Raw genomic sequence first — 22,138 nt, 5'->3', positions numbered from 1 at the left:
TGAGATCATAGACAAATGAGTGAGACCAATTCGTGCTCGGTGGATGTCGCAACTTTGTACATCGTTCCGACCCCGATCGGCAATTTAGCAGACATTACACACCGTGCGCTGGATGTTCTGGCCAATGTGGATTTAATTGCTGCTGAGGACACACGCCATACCTCACGCCTGCTGTCCCACTTTGCCATCTCTACCCGCACCTTTGCACTGCACGATCATAATGAACAGCAGAAAGCGGATGTGCTGATTGAAAAATTGCGCCAGGGCAGCAGTATCGCACTGGTCTCTGATGCCGGTACACCTCTCATCAGTGATCCAGGATACCATCTGGTTACCCGCTGTCGTCAGGCGGGTGTTAAAGTTGTGCCTCTGCCGGGCGCATGTGCGGTGATCACCGCACTGAGTGCCTCGGGTCTGCCGTCGGATCGATTCAGTTTTGAAGGCTTTCTGCCGGCCAAAAGCAAAGGGCGCCAGGACACGTTCCGGGAATTGATTGAAGATCCCCGCACCCTGATTTTTTATGAATCCCCGCACCGTATTCTTGATTCGCTGACGGACATGCAGGCCGTGCTGGGCCCGGAGCGGCACGTAGTGCTGGCTCGCGAGCTGACCAAAACCTTTGAAACCATTCATGGTGCGCCGTTAGGTGAGCTGATCCCCTGGCTGGGAGAAGACAGTAACCGTATTCGGGGGGAGATGGTGCTTCTGGTGGCTGGCCACCGGGTCGATAAAGACGCCTTGCCTGCAGAAGCACTGCGAACATTAAAGATTCTGGTGGCTGAATTGCCGTTGAAAAAGGCGGCGGCCATGGCGGCAGAGATTCACGGTGTTAAGAAAAATGCGCTCTATAAATGGGGCCTGGAGCATCTGGAATAAGCGCCGAGCCGATCTGCGCAGGCCGTTTTCTCGCCAGAGAAAGTAAGAAGTCTAACTTTCTCTGGTAACTCGGGCGGGAGTTTTATACAATCCGCCGCCTGAGTTGACCAGGTAACCGCTGCTTCGTTGATGTCCTTTGGGAGACTGACGAGGGGGAGGAAAGTCCGGGCTCCACAGGACAGGGTGCCAGATAACGTCTGGGGGGCGCGAGCCTACGACCAGTGCAGCAGAGAGTAAACCGCCGATGACTCGCTTGCGAGAACAGGTAAGGGTGAAAGGGTGCGGTAAGAGCGCACCGCGCGACTGGCAACAGTTCGTGGCACGGTAAACTCCACCCGGAGCAAGACCAAATAGGTTCCCAATGGCGTGGTCCGCGCTGGGAACGGGTAGGTTGCTTGAGCCTGCGAGCGATTTCAGGCCTAGAGGAATGGTTACCACCGCGCAAGCGGGACAGAACCCGGCTTATCGGTTAACTCACTTATTTTGGAAAGGTGGTGTTCGCAACATATGCGGGCATCACCTTTTATCGTTTCAGGGCCTGGGAACCAGGAAAATACGTCTGCATCAATTGTTTGTCAGAATCGCCGCCTCTGGCTTGACAACTTTTTTGCTGCCTTCGTACACTTCGTGTTGGTTTTTTGTGGGAAAAAATGACGATTTTGTGGCAAAAATTGCATTTTCCCTGTTGCTTGCCCGACAAGGGCAGGTATAAATGAAAGAGGTGCACATGCAGCGAAATCTGACGATTTCGGTGTGTTGCCACTGCTGCCTGTAGCGCAACAGGCAGAGCAGCGGAAAACCAACGACCCAGTAATCTCTGGTGGAGGCATCCGGCCGGTGTCTTCAGTTCGCTTATTATTCAGCTGAAGCAATTATTATGTCCGAACAATTTGCTCACGTTTCCGTGCTGCTCCATGAGTCTGTTGATGGTTTAGCCATCAAACCAGACGGTATTTATATCGACGGTACCTTTGGCCGCGGTGGCCACAGCCGCCTGATCCTTTCCCACCTTGGCGAACATGGCCGTTTGTACGGCATTGACCGCGATCCTCAGGCGATTGCAGAAGCCGCCAAGATTAACGACCCGCGTTTTTCGATTATCCACGGCCCGTTTTCCGGCATGGCCGGCTACATGGCAGAACTGGGCCTGACCGGCAAAATCGACGGTGTGCTGCTGGATTTAGGTGTCTCTTCGCCTCAGCTGGATGATGCTGAGCGTGGATTTAGCTTTATGCGCGACGGCCCGCTGGATATGCGTATGGATCCGACATCCGGTATTTCTGCGTCAGAGTGGCTGGCCAGCGCTGAGGCAGACGATATTGCCTGGGTACTGAAAGAGTTTGGCGAAGAACGTTTTGCCAAGCGTATTGCCCGCGGCATAGTGGAATACCGCAGCAATCCAGACAATGCGCCGCTTGAGCGGACCACTCAGCTGGCGAAACTGATTGCTGACGTTTCACCGTTCAGAGACAAGCACAAGCATCCGGCCACCCGCAGTTTTCAGGCGATACGTATTTATATCAACAGTGAGCTTGAAGAGATAGACACGGCCTTACACGGCGCACTGGAAGTGCTGGCCCCTGGAGGCCGTTTGTCTGTGATCAGCTTTCACTCTCTTGAAGATCGCATGGTGAAGCGTTTTATTCGTAAGCAGAGCAAAGGACCTGACGTACCTGCCGGGTTGCCGCTGACCGAAGATCAGATCAAAGCGCTGGGCAGTGCCGATTTGAAAGCCGTGGGGAAAGCCATTAAGCCAACTGCCGCGGAGACTCAGCATAACCCGAGAGCGCGCAGTTCTGTGTTGCGTCTGGCCGAACGCCTATGAGTACCCAGCCAGCCGCCGCAGACAGCCTGATCCGTCAGATCGGTCGTGATCTGTTATCCGTCGGCCGTGTGCCTTTGGTGCTGCTGGTACTGGTGCTTATCTCTGCATTGGGGGTGGTGTATATCACCCACCAATCCCGACAACTGGTCGCGCAACAGGAGCTGCTGCTCATCGAGCGTGACGATCTGGATATCGAATGGCGCAATCAGTTGCTGGAAGAAAACTCGCTGGCTGAGCATAGTCGAATTGAAACCCAGGCTGAGAAGGAGCTTGATATGAAGCGTCCTAATGCAGCGAATGAAATTGTTGTCCAGTAATGAAAAAAGCCGCCTCCTCCCCTGAACCGCAGACGCCGCGCCCTTCGGCATCTACACCTGCGTTTATTCCCTGGCGTTTCGCCCTGATCTGTTGTTTCGTTGGCCTGGCGCTGGTGGGGCTGATAGCCAGAGCAGCCTATATTCAGGTGCTGGAACCCGGCAAGCTGATCCAGGAAGGGGATCTGCGCTCGTTACGTGTAAAAGCGATGCCGTCGGCGCGGGGGATCATTTCCGATCGCAATGACGAACAGCTGGCCGTCAGTGTACCGGTCCAGGCCGTCTGGGCTGATCCAGTCGATATTTATAAGCATGGCGGCCTCTCAGAACCGGCTCGCTGGCATGCGCTGGCGGATGTGCTGGGGCTGGATCGCAAGGACATGCTTACCCGGCTGGAAGAGAATAAATCCCGTCGCTTCATTTACCTCCAGCGTCAGGTCAGTCCGGCGATGGCGGCCTATGTCGGTAAGCTGAAATTGCCCGGCATTGGTCTGAAAGATGAATCCCGTCGTTTTTATCCGGCGGGTGAAGTGAGCGCTCACCTGATTGGCGTTACGGGCATAGATGGCCGCGGACTGGAAGGTGTCGAACGAACCTATGACGGCTGGCTAACCGGTGAACCGGGCAGGCGCACTGTGCGTAAAGACAGGTACGGCCGTGTGGTTGAAAACATTTCGCTCAAGCAGCGTGAGCCGGGTAAACCGCTGGCGCTGAGTATTGACCAGCGATTGCAGGCGGTGGCTTACCGGGCCGTGAAGCAGGCGGTGGTAGATTATAACGCCACCTCGGCGACCATTGTGATGGTCGATGTGCGGACCGGCGAGATACTGGCCATGGTTAACGCGCCGTCGTATAACCCCAATAACCGCGATCAGCTGCAAAGTTTCCGCATGCGTAACCGCGCCATCACAGATGCGATGGAACCAGGCTCCACCATCAAACCTTTTGTGGTGCTGGCTGCGCTGGAAAACGGCGTTGCAGATGAGAACACCGTCATCGATACCGGCAACGGCATCATGCAGGTAGGCGGCAGCCGGGTGCGGGATGTGTCACAGGTCGGCAAGGCCGATTTGGCGAGAATCCTGAAAAAGTCCAGTAATATAGGTGTCAGCAAACTGTCTTTGTCCATGCCTGTGGACGCGGTGCTCGGCATGTACAGCGGTGTGGGGCTGGGTGAAGCCTCGGGTATTAACCTGATTGGCGAAGCGCAGGGATTGTTCCCGGATCGCCGCCGCTGGTCTGATTTTGAACGGGCCACACTGGCCTTCGGTTACGGTATTTCCGTCACCCCCATTCAGTTAGTACGTGCTTACGCTACCTTGGGCGGTTTAGGTATCAACCGGCCGCTGTCGATATTGAAAACCGAAGCTGTGGTGCCGGGGCGGCAGGTGGTGTCGGCAGAAAATACCCGCAAAGTGCTCAATATGCTCGAAGGTGTGACCCATGCTGACGGCAGTGCCAAGCACGCGGCCGTTCCCGGCTACCGGGTGGGCGCTAAAACCGGTACCGCCAAGAAAGCCGCGGCCGGTGGCTATGGTGATGAATATGTCGCGATGACTGCAGGTCTGGCACCTATCAGTGATCCCCGCCTGGCTATGGTGGTAGTGATCAATGAACCTCAGGGCGACGCTTATTATGGCGGACAGGTCGCCGCGCCGATTTTTGCAGAAGTGATGGGCAGTGCCCTGCAAATTCTCAACGTTAAACCTGATGCCGGAAAAGGCGATCAGTTGAATATCGTCCATAACAGAGGCCAATCTGATGCCGGAACCTGATGTTTCAATGTCTTTAGGGGAGCTATTAGCCTCGTGGTTTGCGCCTGAGGTATTAACCCCTTCCGTCTCTGCCGTGCAGATCAAAGATCTGACCCTCGACAGCCGCGCTGTGGTGGCGGGCAGTATCTTTGTTGCCATTAAGGGCCATGCGGTCGATGGTCGCCAGTATATTGATACCGCGATACAAGCCGGTGCGTCGGCTGTGCTGGCTCAGGCTGAAGATAACCAGCCTGATGGCGAGATACGTTACCAGAGTGGTATTCCTGTGATTGCGGTGCGTGATTTGCCGATCAAGCTGTCGGCCCTGGCCGGTACAGCTTACGGCCAGCCAGATCAGCAACTGCAACTGGTGGCTGTCACAGGCACCAACGGCAAAACGACGGTTAGCCAGTTGCTGGCACAGTGGGCCGGTTTGCTCGGCCGTACAGCCGGGGTGATGGGCACCACAGGCAATGGCTTGTTGTCCAAGCTGACGCCGGCCGTTAACACCACAGGCAGCGCCATTGATATTCAGCAAAACCTGGCTGAACTGGTCAGGCAGGGCGCAGATTTTGCGGCCATGGAAGTGTCCTCGCACGGTCTGGTACAGGGGCGGGTAAAAGCCCTGCACTTTGCGGCCAGCATTTTCACCAACCTTAGCCGGGATCATCTTGATTACCATGGCGATATGGCAAGCTATGCCGTAGCGAAGCAAAGTTTGTTCACGGAACATCACGCCGGTATTGCTGTCATTAATGCCGATGATGATGTTGGCCGACGCTGGCTGAACGAGTTGCATGATGCAGTCGCAGTCGCGACCGAACTGTCGCATCTGTCCGGGCACAGCGGCAAGGCGTTGTGGCTGACGGCTGTCAGTTATTCCACCCAGGGGGTGACGGTGTCTTTTGATTCCAGTTGGGGGCAAGGCGACTTTACTGCTCCGCTGGTGGGTGCTTTCAATGTCTCTAATCTGCTGTTGTCGCTGGCGACGTTACTGGCGCTGGGTTATCCCCTGGATGCTTTGCTGGCTACGACTCCCCGACTGCAGGCAGTGATAGGCCGGATGGAAGTTTTTCAGGCCGCTGACAAACCTATGATGGTGGTTGATTATGCTCACACCCCTGATGCGCTGGAGAAAGCACTGGCAGCGTTACGCCTGCACTGTGAAGGCAAGCTCTGGTGTCTGGTTGGCTGCGGTGGTGAGCGTGATCGCGGTAAGCGGCCTATCATGGCTGCCGTGGCCGAGCAGTTAGCCGATTATGTGATCCTGACGGACGATAATCCGCGCAGTGAATCACCCCGGGAGATAGTGAATGATATGCTTGCCGGACTGGCGCAGCCAGAACGTGCCCAGGTCATTCATGACCGGGCCGAAGCCTGCCGGCGCGCATTCAGCCAGGCGAAGGCACAAGACATTGTACTGGTGGCCGGTAAAGGTCATGAGGATTATCAGGTACTGGCGGGGAAAACCATTCACTATTCAGATCGTGAAACCGTACAGGCCTTGTTGGAGACACACTAAATGATTCAGGTGACACTGAGCGAACTGGCAGCGGCGCTGAACGCCCGCTTGATTGGCCAGGATGTCAGTATCGATGCAGTTTCAACGGATACCCGGACAATAGTGCCGGGTACCTTATTTATTGCGCTCCAAGGCGAGCGCTTTGATGCCCATGACTTTGCCGCAGATGCAAAGACTAAAGGGGCATCCGCCTTGCTGGTAAGCCGCGAGCTGGATGTGGCGTTACCACAACTGCTGGTTACCGATACCCGTCAGGCTCTGGGGCAGCTGGGAAGCTGGCTGAAAGCAAAGATGACGCGGGAACATGGTCTCAAGACGGTGGCACTGACCGGAAGCTGTGGCAAAACCACGGTCAAGGAAATGGTGGCCGCGATTCTCTCCCAATGCGGCAGTGTGCTGGCCACCGCCGGCAACTTTAATAATGATATCGGTGTTCCCCTGACGCTGTTGCGGTTGACACCGGCACATGAGTTTGCCGTGATTGAGCTGGGGGCAAACCACGAAAAAGAAATCGCTTATACTTCTGCCCTGGTGCAGCCCGATGCGGCACTGGTCAATAATCTGGCGGCGGCGCATTTAGAAGGTTTCGGCTCGCTGGAGGGCGTCGCAAGAGCCAAAGGCGAAATTTTCGAAGGGCTGATTGCCGGTGGCACGGCTGTTTTCAATCTCGACTCTCATGCTCTGGAGCGCTGGCAGCCGGCACTGGCCGACAAGCAGCTGGTGGGCTTTACTGCGTCGGAAAAGGGGCAGTGGACTGCTGATAATTCTGACAGCAATTCTGTCGCAGGGTTCTCAGCCAGCAAGATTAGCGTTAACGGCCACGGCTGCCCTTGTTTTACAATGCACACACCTGTGGGTGAGATTTCCCTCACTTTGCCGCTGGCTGGCCGTCATAATGTTGCCAATGCGCTGGCTGCGGCGGCGCTGGCAATTGCAATGGGGGCTACCCTGCAGCAAGTCGCGGTGGGTTTAGAGCAGATGACAGCCGTTAAAGGACGAGCTTTGGTGCTCGAGCCCAGGCAGGGACTGCGTCTGATCGACGATACCTACAATGCCAGTGTGGCCTCGGTGAAAGCAGCGATCGATTTGCTGGCGGATTTTGAAGGACAACGTTGGCTGGTATTTGGCGATATGGCCGAAATGGGGCAGGAAAGTGAGCGGATGCATCGCGAGATTGCCGATTACGCCCAGCAAAAACAGTTGGATCGTGTCCTGACAGTAGGCAAAGCCAGTGCTGTGGTAAGTGAAGTGAATCAGGGACAGCACTTCAGGGATAACCCGGCATTGATTGCCGCGCTGATCGCACAGGTGCAGCAATTTCATCATGAATCCGGTCAGGATTCTCAACAACAACAAGAAATAACAGTGTTGGCAAAAGGGGCACGCAGCGCCCGTATGGAAGACATTATTGCCGCTCTGCAGGACTTATAAGAATGATATTTTGGTTAGCGGACTTACTAGAGTCGACTTTTCCTTTTTTCCGTCTGTTTGAATACCTGACGTTTCGCGCCATCATCAGCGTGCTGACAGCTTTGTTTATTTCATTGTGGATGGGGCCTCGCCTGATCGCCCGTTTGCAGATGATGCAGATAGGTCAGGTGGTGCGCCATGACGGCCCCGAGTCTCATTTCAGTAAACGTGGTACGCCGACCATGGGCGGGGTGATGATTCTGGCAGCGATTACCATCACAGTCTTGCTGTGGTCTGATATCAGCAATCCCTATGTCTGGGCTGTACTGACGGTGATGCTGGGCTACGGTATCGTCGGCTTTATTGATGATTACCGCAAAGTGGTCCGCAAGAATACCGATGGTTTGATCGCGCGCTGGAAATATTTCTGGCAGTCGGTTATTGCCCTGGTTGTTGCCTTTGCCCTGTATGCCTACGGAAAAGACACGGCGGCGACCCAGCTGGTGGTGCCTTTCTTTAAAGATGTCATGCCTCAGCTTGGCGCGCTGTACATAGTGCTCACGTATTTTGTCATTGTCGGCACCAGTAACGCGGTGAACCTGACTGACGGTCTTGACGGTCTGGCCATTATGCCAACCGTGATGGTGGCAGCCGGTATGGCGTTTATTGCCTGGGCAACCGGTAATGTAAACTTTGCCAACTATCTGAACATTCCTTACATCAGTAACGCCAGTGAGCTGGTGGTGGTGTGCGCGGCCATTGTCGGCGCTGGACTGGGCTTTTTGTGGTTTAACACTTACCCGGCGCAGGTCTTTATGGGCGATGTCGGCTCGCTGGCACTGGGTGGCGCTCTGGGTACGATTGCGGTCTTGGTGCGTCAGGAGTTGCTGCTGGTGATCATGGGCGGTGTCTTTGTCATGGAGACTGTGTCTGTGATCCTGCAGGTGGGCTCGTACAAGCTGCGAGGTCAGCGGATCTTCCGCATGGCGCCCATTCATCATCACTATGAGCTGAAAGGCTGGCCAGAGCCACGTGTGATAGTGCGCTTTTGGATCATCACTCTGATGCTGGTGCTGTTTGCGCTGGCTACCCTCAAGGTGCGTTAAATGAATCACTTGGCACAGGCAGAGAAGGTTGTCGTCGTTGGTCTGGGTGTGACCGGGCTGTCGGTAGTGAACTACCTGCTAAGACAGGCATCACCGCCGGCAATTCAGGTGATTGATACCCGGGCTCATCCCCCGGGGCAGGATCAGCTGCCAGACGGCGTCGGCCTGAGTGCCGGTCAGTGGCGGATGGACTGGCTGCTGGCGGCAGATCTGATCGTCGCGAATCCGGGTGTCGCTCTGAGTACGCCTGAGCTGCAAACCGCCCTCGCGGCCGGCATTCCTGTGATTGGTGATATTGAATTGTTTGCTCAGGCGGCCGATAAGCCCGTGGTAGCAATTACCGGTTCGAACGGTAAAAGTACAGTCACCAGTCTGGTCGGCGAAATGGCCGCTGAGGCGGGCATCAAAGCGGGAGTAGGCGGCAACATCGGCCTGGCTGCTCTGGATATGCTGGATCAGGGCAACGAGTTGTACGTGCTGGAGCTGTCGAGTTTTCAGCTTGAAACCACCGCCTCCCTTGAGCTGGTGGCAGCGGCCTATCTGAATCTGTCCGAAGATCATATGGACAGGTACAACAGCCTTGCCGACTACGGTCAGGCCAAGCAGCGTATTTACCGACATGCCCGGCTGGCTATCAGTAACCGTGACGATGTGGCGACACTGCCGGATCCAGCCTGGACCGGTAAGCAAACCAGTTTTGGCTTTGATGATCAGGACTACGGGCTGATTGAGCATCAGGGTGAAGAGTACCTGGCGGTTAACGGTATGCCTGTTATGCCAAGCCGGGACATCGCTCTGGTCGGGCGCCATAATGTGGCCAACAGCCTGGCGGCGCTGGCACTGGCAGACGCGGCGGGCATTGACCGTGACGCCGCCTGCCGGACACTGCGCCGTTATACCGGCCTGCCGCATCGCTGTCAGCGTGTGGTCCAGGCGCATGGTGTTGACTGGGTCAATGACTCGAAAGCCACCAACCTTGCCAGCACGTTAGCCGCGCTGAATGGTCTTTCCATTCCGGGCAAACTGCATTTGCTGGTGGGCGGCGACAGCAAGGGGGCGGATTTTACGCCGCTCAAACCTGTGCTGGAAACCCTCAACGTTCAGCTGTACTGCTTTGGCCGTGACGGCCACCGTTTCCTGACCTTGTCAAATGCCCCTGTTGTGGTAGAAACCTTAGATCAGGCGATGGCACTGGCAGCGTCGGAAGCTACATCCGGAGACATGGTCTTACTGTCACCGGCCTGTGCCAGTCTGGACCAGTATCCTAATTTTATGGCACGTGGCGACGCCTTTGCTGAACTGGCCCACAGTCTGAAAGATCAGGTGCAGGGAGCGCAGGCATGCTGAGAGGGGTGAAAGAGACCCTGTTTGAAATCAGCCAGTGGTTCAGCCGGCCTGCTCCGCCTTGTCAGTATGACAGACAACTGGTGTGGATCAGTCTGTTACTCATGGTGACCGGACTGGTTGTGGTCAGCTCTGCCTCTGTACCTGTGGCTACACGCCTGACAGATATGCCGTTTTATTTTGCGCTGCGTCATGCCTTTTTTCTGCTCTGTGCGCTGGTCATTGCCGCTTTCATGGTCCAGGTACCGCTGGAGCGCTGGCGACAGCTGAGTGTGCCTATGCTGCTGGTATCGCTGGCATTGCTGGTGATTGTACTGGTGATCGGCCGCTCGGTTAACGGGGCGGTACGTTGGATCCCGCTGGGGATCTTTAATCTGCAGCCGGCGGAAGTGGCTAAACTTTCGCTCTTTGTGTTTCTGTCCGGGTATCTGGTACGCCAGTATCATCAGGTCAGACAAAGTTTCTACGGCTTTATCAAGCCGCTGGCCGTACTGGCGCTGATGGCTGTGTTGCTGCTGCAACAGCCGGATCTGGGCTCCTTCGTGGTGATGTTTGTCACCACGGTGGGCATGCTGTTTATTGCCGGAGCCAAGCTGTGGCAGTTTCTTGCCATGCTCTCGATGGCGATGCTGGGCATAGTGATGCTGATTGTGTTCGAGCCTTACCGTATGCGCCGGATCACCGCATTTATGGATCCCTGGGAAGATCCCTTTGGCAGTGGTTATCAGCTGACACAGTCTTTGATGGCATTCGGTCGGGGTGACTGGATGGGACAAGGCCTGGGCAATTCCATTCAGAAGCTGGAATATTTACCCGAAGCTCATACTGATTTCGTGTTCGCCGTGCTGGCTGAAGAGCTGGGTCTGCTGGGGGTAACCCTGGTGCTTTTGCTTATCTTTGCTCTGGTGTTCAAGGCGTTGTTCATCGGAAAGAAAAGCCTGGAGTCCGGGCAGTTGTTCGGCGGTTTTCTGGCATTTGGCATCGGGTTCTGGTTTGCTTTCCAGACGTTGGTCAATGTCGGTGCTGCGGCCGGAATAGTGCCGACAAAAGGGCTAACTCTGCCTTTGATCAGTTACGGCGGCTCAAGCTTGTTCATTATGTCGACGGCCGTGGCCATTTTGCTGCGCATCGATCATGAACAGCGGCATCAGGCACGTTTCGGATCCGCGCAATCAAGTGATGAAAATGACAATGAAGAAAAATAAGCGTTTGCTGGTGATGGCCGGCGGCACGGGCGGCCATGTATTTCCGGCATTAGCCGTGGCCCGTCAGTTGCAGCAGCAAGGCTGGGAAATTCGCTGGCTGGGGACGGCAGACCGTATGGAAGCCGACCTGGTGCCCAAGCATGGGATTGAAATTGATTTTATTAAAGTGAAAGGGTTACGCGGCCAGGGGATAAAAAAACTGCTGGCGGCGCCTTTTCAGATTGTGGGCGCGATATTACAGGCCCGTCGCTATATCCAGGCCTGGCAACCGGATGCGGTGCTTGGTATGGGCGGTTATGTCAGTGGTCCGGGTGGCGTGGCTGCCTGGATCAGCGGTATTCCTGTGATCCTGCACGAGCAAAACGCGGTAGCTGGCCTGACAAACCGCTGGTTATCGCGTATTGCGGCCAGTGTGCTGCAAGCTTTTCCGGGCGCCTTTCCGGGCAAACCTGTGGTTGGCAATCCGGTTCGCCGTGATGTGACTGAACTGGCGGCGCCAGCGCAACGGTTGGCTGAGCGAGAAGGGCCGGTGCGGATCCTGGTAATGGGTGGCAGCCAGGGAGCACGGATACTGAACCAGACTGTGCCGGCCGCTGCCGCACAGATAGGCAGGGATGTCGAGATCTGGCATCAGGCCGGTAAGGGAAATCAGGCCAGTACTGAGCAGACATACAGCCAGTGTGGCGTGCAGAAATATCAAGTCACTGAATTTATTGATGATGTGGCGGCAGCTTATGACTGGGCTGATCTGGTGGTGTGCCGGTCTGGGGCGCTGACCGTGTCGGAGTTGTCGGCGGCTGGCGTCGGCGCGATATTCGTGCCTTTTATGCATAAAGACCGCCAGCAGGCTTTGAATGCGGACCATCTGGTGGAGTGCGGCGGCGCACACATGATAGAACAGCCGGATCTGACCGCTGATCGTCTGGCGCAGCTAATTACAACCTTAGATCGCCCGGCTTTGCTGAGCATGGCCGAGGCGGCGAGACAGGCTGCGATTCTTGATGCGGATGCCCGGGTGGCAGATGTGATTAAGGCGCAGGCTAAGTAAAGAAGAGAACAGAGTGATGAGTAAACTGGATAACCAGCAAATAGCCAAAATCAGAACCATGGTGCCAGAGATGCGCCGCGTTGAGCGTATTCACTTTGTTGGTATCGGCGGCGCCGGAATGAGTGGCATCGCCGAAGTCTTACTGAATGAAGGCTACCGCATCAGTGGCTCGGACATTACCCCAAACTCAGTGACTGAGCGTCTTGCTGAACGTGGTGCTGAGCTGTTTTTTGGGCACGCGAGCACCAATGTGGAAGGGGCCAGCGTGGTGGTGGCCTCAACCGCGATATCGGCGGAAAACCCTGAGCTGAAAGCAGCCCGTGAATTGCGTATTCCCGTGGTCCGCCGTGCGGAAATGCTGGCTGAGCTGATGCGCTATCGCCATGGTATTGCGATCGCCGGCACGCACGGCAAGACAACCACAACTGCACTGACTACTCAGATTTACTCCGAAGCCGGACTGGATCCGACGTTTGTCAATGGCGGCCTGGTGAAGAGCGCCGGTACCAATGCACGTCTGGGCTCCAGCCGCTATCTGATTGCCGAAGCCGATGAGAGTGATGCTTCTTTTATCCACCTGCAGCCCATGGTGTGTGTGGTCACTAACATCGAAGCAGACCATATGGAAACCTATGGTGGTAACTTTGAAAACCTGAAGCAAACCTTTATTGATTTCCTGCATAACCTGCCGTTTTACGGGCTGGCCGTGATGTGTATTGATGATCCTGTGGTACGGGAATTGCTGCCACGTGTGGGCCGCCAGGTTATTACCTACGGTTTTGCTGAAGATGCCGATGTTCGGTTGGTGAATTATCGTCAGCAGGGTCAGCAAGGACACTTTTCGATTCTGCGCAAAGGCAAGCCTGAACTGACGGTCACACTCAATATTCCGGGTCAGCACAATGCCCTTAACGCCGCTGCAGCTGTTGCTGTGGCGACGGAAGAAGGCGTAGAGGATGACGCTATCCTGCGCGCGCTGGTTGAATTTGAAGGCACCGGCCGCCGGTTTGATCACCTGGGTGAATTTGACAGCGGAAACGGCAATGTGATGCTGGTGGATGACTATGGCCATCACCCGAGCGAAGTGGATGTCACCATTAAAGCCGCTCGTGCGGGCTGGCCGGGTAAACGTCTGGTGATGGTATTCCAGCCCCACCGTTATACCCGCACCCGCGACCTGTACGATGATTTTGCCAATGTGCTGGAACAGGTGGATGTGTTGCTGATGCTGGATGTGTACAGCGCAGGTGAGGTCGCGATCCCCGGGGCTGACGGCCGCTCTCTTTGTCGTACCATTCGCGGACGAGGTAAGCTCGATCCGATCTTTGTGCCCAACACAGCGGCATTACCGGGAGCGTTAGCCAATGTTATTCAAGAGAATGACCTTGTTCTGACGCAAGGTGCTGGTGACGTTGGTAAAATTGCCCGTCAGTTGGCCGCGATGGCGCTCAACGTGAATGAAATGAAGAAATAATGTGCCGTTATGGCATGTAAAGGCTAAAATCTGGATTATTTTGTGTCACTTTCTTGCACTTCTTCGCTAAGCTTGAAGAGAAAGTCAGAATAATCCTGCTTTTGCATGCACTTTGATGTCTAAGCACAGGAAATTGCGAACAATGGTTGGAGAGCATCGAGTTGGTCGGTATAATCGGCCAGCTTTGTTGTTATATCCTGATTCTGGTGAAATTTTGTGGTCGGTAAGTCATAGCTTGGCTTGTCTGGCTCATAAAATAACGGCAGACTGACATGATTCAGGAAATAAAGTGTTAAACCATGACAGAAACAGCCTTAAAACAGAGTAATTTGATTGGCGGTGCTTTGTCCCAGTGGCGGGGATTCAGCTTTCTGGTGCTGGTCATAACCGCCATGGCTTGGTTGTTTGTTGCGGTAGTGCACTGGATGACAGATGCAAACCGATTGCCGTTGTCCCAATTGATTATTCAGGGTGAGCTGCATCATCTGACCACAGATCAGGTCAGAGAGGGCATTCTTGAAATGGGCTCACTGGGCAGTTTTATGCTTCAGGATGTGGATGAGCTCCAGCATGCCCTGGAGTCTTTACCCTGGGTTGCCCAGGCATCGGTACGAAAGCAATGGCCTGATACCGTAAAAGTGTATTTGGTTGAGCATCAACCCGCTGCCGTCTGGAATGACAAGTATCTGGTTAACATGCAGGGGCAGGTGTTTCAGGCCCCGTCTTCCGATGTATCAGGCGAGTCTATGGTAACGCTGGAAGGGCCGGATGGCAGCAGTGAGGAAATGCTCAAAACGTGGCGTCAAATGCAACCCGAGTTGCAGCGCGGCGGTTTAGAAATTGTTAGGCTGTCGTTGAATGAGCGGCGGTCATGGCGAATCTGGCTCAGCAATGGAATTCGGCTGGAGTTGGGTCGGGAAGCCAGAATTGAGCGTATCAAGCGGTTTTTGTGGTTATACCCGGAGCTGGAGCAGCAGGGTAAAGCGATTGATTATGTTGACCTCCGCTACGACACAGGTGTTGCTGTTGGATGGCAACAGAATAATGAATAAGTGGTTCAGGAAAAGAGCGTGCGCTAATGACGAAGGCTACAGATAAAAAACTCATCGTTGGCCTTGATATCGGTACTTCCAAAGTATGCGCTTTGGTCGGCGAAGCATTACCGGACGGCCAGGTGAATGTCATTGGTGTGGGCAGCAGCCCGTCTAAAGGCATGGACAAAGGCGGCGTCAATGATCTGGAATCTGTCGTCAAATCTGTGCAAAGGGCGGTTGACCAGGCAGAATTAATGGCCGACTGCCAAATTGCCTCTGTTTATCTGTCGCTGTCTGGTAAACATATTCGTTGTCAGACTGAAAAAGGCATGGTGCCAATTTCTGATAAAGAAGTGACTCAGGATGACGTAGATAACGTCATTCATACTGCCAAATCGGTGAAAATCAGCGATGAACATCGCACTTTGCATGTGATTCCGCAAGAGTTCGCCATTGACTACCAGGAAGGTATCAAGAACCCTGTGGGGTTGTCAGGCGTCCGGATGGAGGCCAGCGTTCATATGATCACCTGCCATAATGATATGGCACGTAACATAGTGAAAGCCGTAGAGCGTTGCGGCCTGAAAGTAGATCAACTGATCTTCTCCGGGCTGGCTGCCAGTTATGCTGTACTGACGGCAGATGAGCGTGAACTGGGTGTGTGCGTGATAGACATTGGTGGCGGCACCATGGACATGGCTGTCTGGACTGGTGGTGCATTGCGGCATGCGGAAGTGATTCCTTACGCAGGCAATGTGGTCACCAGCGATATCGCTTATGCCTTTGGCACACCGCCAGGTGATGCTGAGGAGATCAAAGTGAAGTATGGCTGTGCACTGAGCGAGCTGGTCAGTAAAGATGCCAAAGTCGACGTACCGAGTGTGGGAGGTCGGCCATCGCGCAGCCTGCAAAGCCAGACATTAGCTGAAGTCATTGAACCTAGATACAGCGAGTTGCTGGGTCTGGTAAATCAAAAGTTGGTGGAAATACAAGAACAACTGCGTAATACGGGTGTTAAACACCAGCTGGCCGCTGGGATAGTGTTAACCGGTGGAGCCTCACAGATGGAAGGGCTGGTCGAATGTGCCGAGCGGGTATTCCGTAATCAGGTACGTTTGGGCCGACCGCTGGCATTGAGTGGTCTAACGGACTATGTCCAGGCCCCGCATTACGCGACAGCAGTAGGCTTACTGCATTACGGAAAGGACAGTCAGACATTTGAAGATGGTGAACTTGAACCGAAACGGTCCGTTGCCGGTCTGTTCACTAAAATTAGTGGTTGGCTAAGAAAAGAATTTTAAACCTGATGCGAACAGGAAGAACGGAGAGAACACATGTTTGAACCGATGATGGAATTGTCTGATGAAGCGGTAATTAAGGTCATTGGCGTTGGCGGTGGTGGTGGTAACGCTGTCGATCACATGGTTCGTGAATCGATCGAAGGCGTACACTTTATCAGTGTTAACACTGATGCGCAGGCTTTGCGGAAGAGTAACGTCGGCACAGTGATCCAGATTGGTGGTGATATCACCAAAGGTTTGGGCGCAGGCGCTAACCCTCAGGTTGGTCGTGATTCAGCCCTGGAAGATCGTGAAGCGATCAGGGAAGCATTAGAAGGTTCTGATATGGTCTTCATCGCTGCGGGCATGGGGGGCGGCACAGGTACAGGTGCGGCGCCTATCATTGCTGAAGTAGCGAAAGAACTGGGTATTCTAACGGTTGCTGTTGTCACTAAGCCATTCAGCTTTGAGGGCAAAAAACGTTTGGCGTTTGCGGAACAGGGCATTGAAGAACTGTCCAAACACGTAGATTCGTTAATTACGATTCCAAACGAGAAGCTGCTGAAAGTGCTGGGGCGTGGCATTACGTTGTTAGACGCTTTTGCAAAAGCGAACGACGTACTGAAAAACGCTGTTCAGGGTATTGCTGAACTGATTACCCGCCCGGGTATGATCAATGTCGACTTTGCAGACGTACGTACTGTGATGTCCGAAATGGGTCATGCCATGATGGGTAGCGGCGTGGCGACGGGCGAAGACCGTGCAGAGGAAGCAGCAGAAATGGCGATTTCCAGCCCGTTGCTGGAAGACATTGACCTGGCGGGTGCTCGTGGTGTTCTGGTGAACATTACTGCCGGCCTGGATATGCGTCTGGACGAGTTTGAAACTGTCGGTAATACAGTGAAGGCCTTTGCTTCTGATAACGCAACCGTTGTTATCGGTACGTCTCTGGATCCGGATATGACTGACGAGCTGCGTGTGACTGTTGTGGCAACCGGTATTGGTAAAGAATCTCGTCCGGATATCACTCTGGTGACGAGCTCAGCCAAGCCTGCAGCACAGGAAAAGCCTGTGATTCAGGAAAAGGAAGAGCCGATCGCAGCTAAAACACCAGCACAACCTGCTGTTGCTGAGAAAGGTGTTCAGTCAGGATCTGCCGCTACGGCTGCCAAGCCTAAGCAGCAAGCCGATCATGACTATCTGGATATCCCAGCATTTTTGCGCAAGCAGGCAGACTAAGTTTAAAAAATTTGGGTTAGGTCACGTTTGATGGTAATATGAGCGTCTGGCCGCCCTCAAGTTTGCAGATTGGTGGCCGATAAATTGTCATCAGTCAGTTGAGACGAGTAAGCAGATGATCAGACAACGTACACTAAAAAGCATCGTTAAAACGATTGGAGTGGGTTTGCATTCCGGACGTAAAGTGACGCTTATTCTGCGGCCTGCAGCCGCAAATACTGGTGTAATCTATCGTCGTACGGATCTAAATCCGCCGGTGGATTTCCCGGCTAATGCAGATTCTGTGCGAGATACTATGTTGTGCACCGCACTGGTGAATGATCAGGGCGTACGCATCTCAACTGTCGAGCACCTGAATGCTGCCCTTGCGGGTATGGGTATTGATAACGTTATTGTGGAAGTGGATGCACCGGAAATTCCTATTATGGACGGTAGCGCCAGCCCCTTTATTTATCTGTTGCAATCTGCCGGCATCGAAACGCTGAATGCGCCTAAGCGCTTTCTGCGTTTGAAAAAAACTGTTCGCGTTGAAGATGGCGATAAATGGGCGGAACTGCGACCGTATAACGGTTTCCGTCTGGATTTCGCGATTGAATTTAATCACCCGGCGATTGATTCTGAGCAGCAGCGTCTGGTACTGGATTTCTCCAGTCAGTCGTTTGTAAAAGATATCAGCCGTGCCCGTACTTTCGGCTTCATGCGTGATATTGAATACCTGCAATCTCAGAACCTGTGTCTGGGTGGTAGCTTTGATAATGCTATCGTGCTTGATGATTATCGCATTCTGAACGATGAAGGTCTGCGTTTTGACAATGAGTTGGTGACGCACAAAGTACTCGACGCTATCGGCGATCTGTATATGTGTGGCCACAACATTATTGGTGAAATGGTGGCTTATAAGTCCGGTCATGCCCTGAACAACAAGCTGCTACGTGCAGTACTGGCTGATCAGGAAGCCTTTGAATGGTCGACATTCCAGGACGAAGCAGAAGTGCCGGTAACCTTTGCCCAACCAGGCATGGTACTGGCGTGAAGCTAAGCAGTTAAAGAAAAAACGTCAGACCCTGTCTGGCGTTTTTTTTCGCCTGTCGTGCAGGTTACTTATTGTTTTGTTGTGCAAGAGCGGCCAGTCGCTCCAGACGGGCTTTGATTTTGGCTGGTGCATCCTCAGCCGTTTCCAGCAAAGACTGCGCTGCTTTTTGTGAGATAGGCTTACGTTTGAGCACAGAGGTGCTGTTGGTTTTCACTGTCGTTGCCGCCAGAGCCGGATTGACACTGACCCTGATATCCTGAAGCTGAGGCAGCATATGTTCACGGAGCCTTTGCATCAGCTGGTTCCGCTCATAATTCAGCCGCATTGACCAAGCAGCTGATGCGACTTCAATGACTAAAATGCCTTGCCGGTAGTTGCTGACACGGCAGAGTTGCGCGCAATTGAGATGTTGCTGCACCTGCATATTGAGCTTGTGTAGTGCCATGGCTCTTTGCTGGATATTGCCCAATGCCGTTTCATCATCCAGCAGGCTGGCCGTTGTTTGTGGGCGGTGATCTCTCATTTTGTCGCCGTAAAAAATGAATGTGATGAATGTAAGAACGCACCGAACGGAGTGAGATCTAAGTTTTACTATCTGGTCGCTAAGTTATCGCCTTAATGATAGGCGGACCAGAGAATATTTTTTATCATAACAAATTAAGGAAGCAGCCTGCGCTTTTTCTGGCGTTGGGGTGCATGGTTCCAATTCGTAAAGCGTGATATTGTGCCTTGATTGCCCTTGAAATTTAGCAAGGGAAACACAATATCTCCATCACAGACATTTGTTTTCAACCCAGCTTGAAGTTAGCGAATAGTATTGGGAAGAACGGAGCATGGAAGGGCTTCGTTTTGATTGCAATTTATTGAGTACTCAGCCTGCGCTTGTGCTGGGATCTGACATCACAAAGAGTAAAACGGCATAGCCATGTTATCAAAACTACTGACTAAAGTTATCGGCAGCCGCAACGACCGTACCATTCGACGTTTGCGTAAAATTGTTGATGAGATCAACAAGCTAGAACCACAATTTGAAAGCCTGCAGGATGAAGAACTGAAGGCCAAGACGGCAGAGTTCCGTCAGCGTCTGGAGCAGGGAGAATCGCTGGACCAGTTACTGCCTGAAGCATTCGCAACCGTACGCGAAGCCTCTAAGCGTGTGTTCGGCATGCGTCATTTTGACGTGCAGCTTATTGGCGGCATGGTGCTCAATGACTGCCAGATTGCAGAAATGCGTACCGGTGAAGGTAAAACACTGACAGCCACCTTGCCAGCCTACCTCAATGCGCTGACAGGCAAAGGCGTTCACATCGTGACGGTCAATGACTACCTGGCCAGCCGTGACGCAGAAACCAACCGGGCACTGTTTGAGTTCCTTGGAATGACTGTGGGCGTGAACCTGTCCCAAATGCCACCACAGGTGAAAAAAGAAGCCTATGCGTGCGACATTCTGTATGGCACCAACAACGAGTTTGGTTTTGATTACCTGCGTGACAACATGGCTTTCCGACCGGAAGATCGTGTGCAGCGTGAACGCTTTTTTGCGGTTGTGGATGAAGTGGATTCCATCCTCATCGATGAAGCCCGTACCCCTCTGATTATTTCCGGCCCTGCTGAAGACAGCTCTGAGCTCTATACCCAGATCAATACCCTGATCCCGGAGCTTGTTAAAGAAGACAAGGAAGACAGTGAAGAATATCGCGGGGAAGGCCATTACACGGTTGATGAGAAATCGAAGCAGGTTCACCTGACTGAAAATGGCCAGGAGTTTGTCGAAGAATTACTCAAACAGCGTGAGTTGATGCAAGAAGACGACACTTTGTATTCACCGGCTAACATTTCTCTGCTGCACCATGTGAATGCTGCATTGCGTGCGCATGTGCTGTTTGAGCGTGATGTTGACTATATCGTTAAAGATAACGAGGTCATCATTGTTGACGAACACACGGGCCGTACCATGCCTGGCCGCCGCTGGTCTGAGGGTTTGCATCAGGCAGTTGAAGCCAAAGAAGGCGTTAAAATCCAGAATGAAAACCAGACGCTGGCCTCTATTACCTTCCAGAACTATTTCCGCCTGTATGAAAAACTGTCGGGTATGACGGGAACGGCCGATACCGAAGCCTTTGAATTCCAGAGTATTTATGGCCTGGAAACTGTGGTCGTGCCTACCAATAAACCTATGATCCGTGATGATATGGGTGATTTGGTTTACATGACCGAAAGAGAAAAATTTGCCGCTATCACCGAAGATATTCATGCCCGTGTGGCCAATGGTCAGCCGGTTCTGGTGGGTACGGTCTCGATTGAAAAGTCTGAGCTGCTTTCCAGCCAGCTCAAAAAAGCCGGTATTGCGCATCAGGTTCTGAATGCCAAATTCCACGAAAAAGAAGCAGATATCGTGGCTCAGGCAGGTAAACCCGGTTCGGTGACGATTGCGACTAATATGGCTGGTCGTGGTACAGATATCGTATTGGGCGGCAGCTGGCAGAGCGAGGTCGAAGCCCTGAAAGAGCCGACTGAAGAGCAAATCGCAGCCGTGAAAGCGGCATGGAAAGAGCGGCACGCTGCGGTGCTGAACTCGGGTGGTCTGCATATCATAGGCACAGAACGCCATGAGTCGCGTCGGATCGACAACCAGTTGCGTGGCCGTGCGGGTCGTCAGGGTGATGCCGGTTCTTCACGTTTCTACCTGTCTATGGAAGATGGCCTGATGCGTATTTTCGCCTCAGATCGCGTATCTGCCATGATGAAAAAGCTGGGCATGGAAGAAGGTGAAGCTATTGAGCACCCATGGGTGACGAAAGCGATTGAAAATGCACAGCGTAAAGTTGAAGGCCGTAACTTCGATATTCGTAAGCAATTGCTGGAATTCGATGATGTGGCGAATGACCAGCGTAAAGTGGTGTATGAGCTGCGTGATGAACTGATGCACGCCGATGATATCAGCGAAATGATTTCGCATAATCGCGAAGATGTGCTTAACAGCGTGATTGATACTTATATTCCGCCACAGTCTCTGGATGAAATGTGGGATATCCCAGGTCTGCAAGAGCGCCTGAAAGCGGACTTCGATCTTGATTTGCCCATTCAGCAGTGGCTGGACAGCGATGATAAGCTGTATGAGGAAGCATTACGCGAGCGCATTGTTGCCGAAGCTGTCAGTGTGTATAACAGCAAAGAAGAAGCTGTTGGTGCCCCGGTGCTGCGCAACTTCGAGAAAACTGTGATGCTGCAGAACCTGGATACTCTCTGGAAAGAGCATCTGGCGGCGATGGATCATCTGCGTCAGGGTATTCATCTGCGCGGTTACGCTCAGAAAAACCCGAAACAGGAATATAAGCGCGAGTCGTTTGAACTGTTCCAAGGCATGCTTGAGAACCTGAAAAACGATGTAGTGGCTATCCTGAGCAAGGTACGGGTGCAGCAGCAGGATGACGTAGAACGCGTTGAAGCTGAACGCCAGCGTATGGCGGAAGAAATGGCTCGTCGCCAGCAATTCAACCATCAGGAAGCAACCAGTGCAGTGGCCGAAACCAGCCAGGGCGGAGAAGATTTCTCAACCGGTGAGCGTAAGGTTGGCCGCAACGAGCCGTGCCCTTGTGGTTCTGGCAAGAAATATAAACAATGCCATGGCCGAATCAGCTGATTTGGCAGGTAATTATTCAAAGGCCGCGTAT

General features: G+C 53.4%; 17 protein-coding genes and 1 other RNA gene. 17 read left to right on the top strand and 1 reads right to left on the bottom strand.

From position 1 onward, the window contains the following. Positions 1 to 15 precede the first annotated feature (15 nt). The 16 genes from rsmI to lpxC all read left to right on the top strand — a co-directional run bounded on the left by rsmI (position 16) and on the right by lpxC (position 18,464). A complete protein-coding gene (gene rsmI, locus D6M16_RS18690) occupies positions 16 to 876 on the top strand; it encodes a 16S rRNA (cytidine(1402)-2'-O)-methyltransferase (protein ID WP_120513386.1) in 861 nt (286 codons plus the stop codon). A gap of 99 nt (positions 877 to 975) precedes the next feature. Continuing rightward, positions 976 to 1,357: RNase P RNA component class A (gene rnpB / locus D6M16_RS18685), an RNA gene on the top strand. 396 nt (positions 1,358 to 1,753) lie between these two features. Next, a complete protein-coding gene (gene rsmH, locus D6M16_RS18680; RefSeq protein WP_046220639.1) occupies positions 1,754 to 2,701 on the top strand; it encodes a 16S rRNA (cytosine(1402)-N(4))-methyltransferase RsmH in 948 nt (315 codons plus the stop codon). Beyond that, complete coding sequence (ftsL, locus tag D6M16_RS18675) at positions 2,698 to 3,018, top strand: cell division protein FtsL (protein ID WP_120513384.1); 321 nt, start codon at positions 2,698 to 2,700, stop codon at positions 3,016 to 3,018. Before rsmH ends, ftsL begins: the two co-directional genes overlap by 4 nt. Beyond that, the gene (locus D6M16_RS18670; RefSeq protein ID WP_120513383.1) at positions 3,018 to 4,790 is read left to right on the top strand and encodes a penicillin-binding transpeptidase domain-containing protein; all 1,773 of its coding nucleotides are present in this window, start codon (positions 3,018 to 3,020) and stop codon (positions 4,788 to 4,790) included. Before ftsL ends, D6M16_RS18670 begins: the two co-directional genes overlap by 1 nt. Continuing rightward, the gene (gene murE, locus D6M16_RS18665) at positions 4,777 to 6,291 is read left to right on the top strand and encodes a UDP-N-acetylmuramoyl-L-alanyl-D-glutamate--2,6-diaminopimelate ligase (RefSeq protein ID WP_120513381.1); all 1,515 of its coding nucleotides are present in this window, start codon (positions 4,777 to 4,779) and stop codon (positions 6,289 to 6,291) included. Before D6M16_RS18670 ends, murE begins: the two co-directional genes overlap by 14 nt. Continuing rightward, on the top strand, positions 6,292 to 7,722 hold the full coding sequence (gene murF, locus D6M16_RS18660) for a UDP-N-acetylmuramoyl-tripeptide--D-alanyl-D-alanine ligase (protein WP_120513380.1): 1,431 nt from the start codon (positions 6,292 to 6,294) through the stop codon (positions 7,720 to 7,722). 2 nt (positions 7,723 to 7,724) lie between these two features. Continuing rightward, positions 7,725 to 8,807 carry a phospho-N-acetylmuramoyl-pentapeptide-transferase gene (mraY, locus tag D6M16_RS18655; RefSeq protein ID WP_120513379.1) on the top strand — a complete coding sequence of 361 codons (1,083 nt, stop codon included), beginning with the start codon at positions 7,725 to 7,727 and terminating at the stop codon, positions 8,805 to 8,807. After that, entirely contained in the window at positions 8,808 to 10,154 is a 1,347-nt protein-coding gene (gene murD / locus D6M16_RS18650; protein ID WP_120513378.1) for a UDP-N-acetylmuramoyl-L-alanine--D-glutamate ligase, read from the top strand. Continuing rightward, on the top strand, positions 10,148 to 11,356 hold the full coding sequence (gene ftsW, locus D6M16_RS18645; RefSeq protein WP_120513377.1) for a cell division protein FtsW: 1,209 nt from the start codon (positions 10,148 to 10,150) through the stop codon (positions 11,354 to 11,356). The genes murD and ftsW overlap by 7 nt, the downstream gene beginning before the upstream one ends. Then, a complete protein-coding gene (murG, locus tag D6M16_RS18640; RefSeq protein ID WP_120513376.1) occupies positions 11,343 to 12,404 on the top strand; it encodes an undecaprenyldiphospho-muramoylpentapeptide beta-N-acetylglucosaminyltransferase in 1,062 nt (353 codons plus the stop codon). The genes ftsW and murG overlap by 14 nt, the downstream gene beginning before the upstream one ends. Positions 12,405 to 12,420: 16 nt before the next feature. Then, positions 12,421 to 13,878 (top strand): UDP-N-acetylmuramate--L-alanine ligase, encoded by a 1,458-nt coding sequence (murC, locus tag D6M16_RS18635; protein ID WP_120513375.1) that lies wholly within the window; start codon positions 12,421 to 12,423, stop codon positions 13,876 to 13,878. A 299-nt stretch (positions 13,879 to 14,177) separates the two neighbouring features. After that, positions 14,178 to 14,930, top strand: coding sequence for a cell division protein FtsQ/DivIB (locus D6M16_RS18630; RefSeq protein ID WP_120513374.1), 753 nt, complete (start codon positions 14,178 to 14,180; stop codon positions 14,928 to 14,930). Between the two features lie 26 nt (positions 14,931 to 14,956). Then, positions 14,957 to 16,213: a cell division protein FtsA gene (ftsA, locus tag D6M16_RS18625; protein ID WP_027253673.1), complete on the top strand. Its 1,257-nt coding sequence runs from the start codon at positions 14,957 to 14,959 to the stop codon at positions 16,211 to 16,213. 33 nt (positions 16,214 to 16,246) lie between these two features. Further along, a complete protein-coding gene (gene ftsZ, locus D6M16_RS18620; RefSeq protein ID WP_046220560.1) occupies positions 16,247 to 17,431 on the top strand; it encodes a cell division protein FtsZ in 1,185 nt (394 codons plus the stop codon). Positions 17,432 to 17,546: 115 nt separating this feature from the next. Continuing rightward, positions 17,547 to 18,464 (top strand): UDP-3-O-acyl-N-acetylglucosamine deacetylase, encoded by a 918-nt coding sequence (lpxC, locus tag D6M16_RS18615; protein ID WP_046220559.1) that lies wholly within the window; start codon positions 17,547 to 17,549, stop codon positions 18,462 to 18,464. Between the two features lie 64 nt (positions 18,465 to 18,528). On the opposite strand, the gene D6M16_RS18610 is transcribed toward lpxC, so the two are convergent. Next, positions 18,529 to 18,987: a DUF721 domain-containing protein gene (locus D6M16_RS18610; protein WP_120513373.1), complete on the bottom strand. Its 459-nt coding sequence runs from the start codon at positions 18,985 to 18,987 to the stop codon at positions 18,529 to 18,531. Between the two features lie 402 nt (positions 18,988 to 19,389). Between D6M16_RS18610 and secA the strand changes: the two genes are divergently transcribed. Continuing rightward, positions 19,390 to 22,107 carry a preprotein translocase subunit SecA gene (gene secA, locus D6M16_RS18605; RefSeq protein ID WP_120513372.1) on the top strand — a complete coding sequence of 906 codons (2,718 nt, stop codon included), beginning with the start codon at positions 19,390 to 19,392 and terminating at the stop codon, positions 22,105 to 22,107. The last annotated feature ends 31 nt before the right edge of the window (positions 22,108 to 22,138 follow it).

Source organism: Photobacterium salinisoli (assembly GCF_003614885.1).
Classification (GTDB): domain Bacteria; phylum Pseudomonadota; class Gammaproteobacteria; order Enterobacterales; family Vibrionaceae; genus Photobacterium; species Photobacterium salinisoli.
This window is presented reverse-complemented; position numbering and strand designations above follow the sequence as displayed.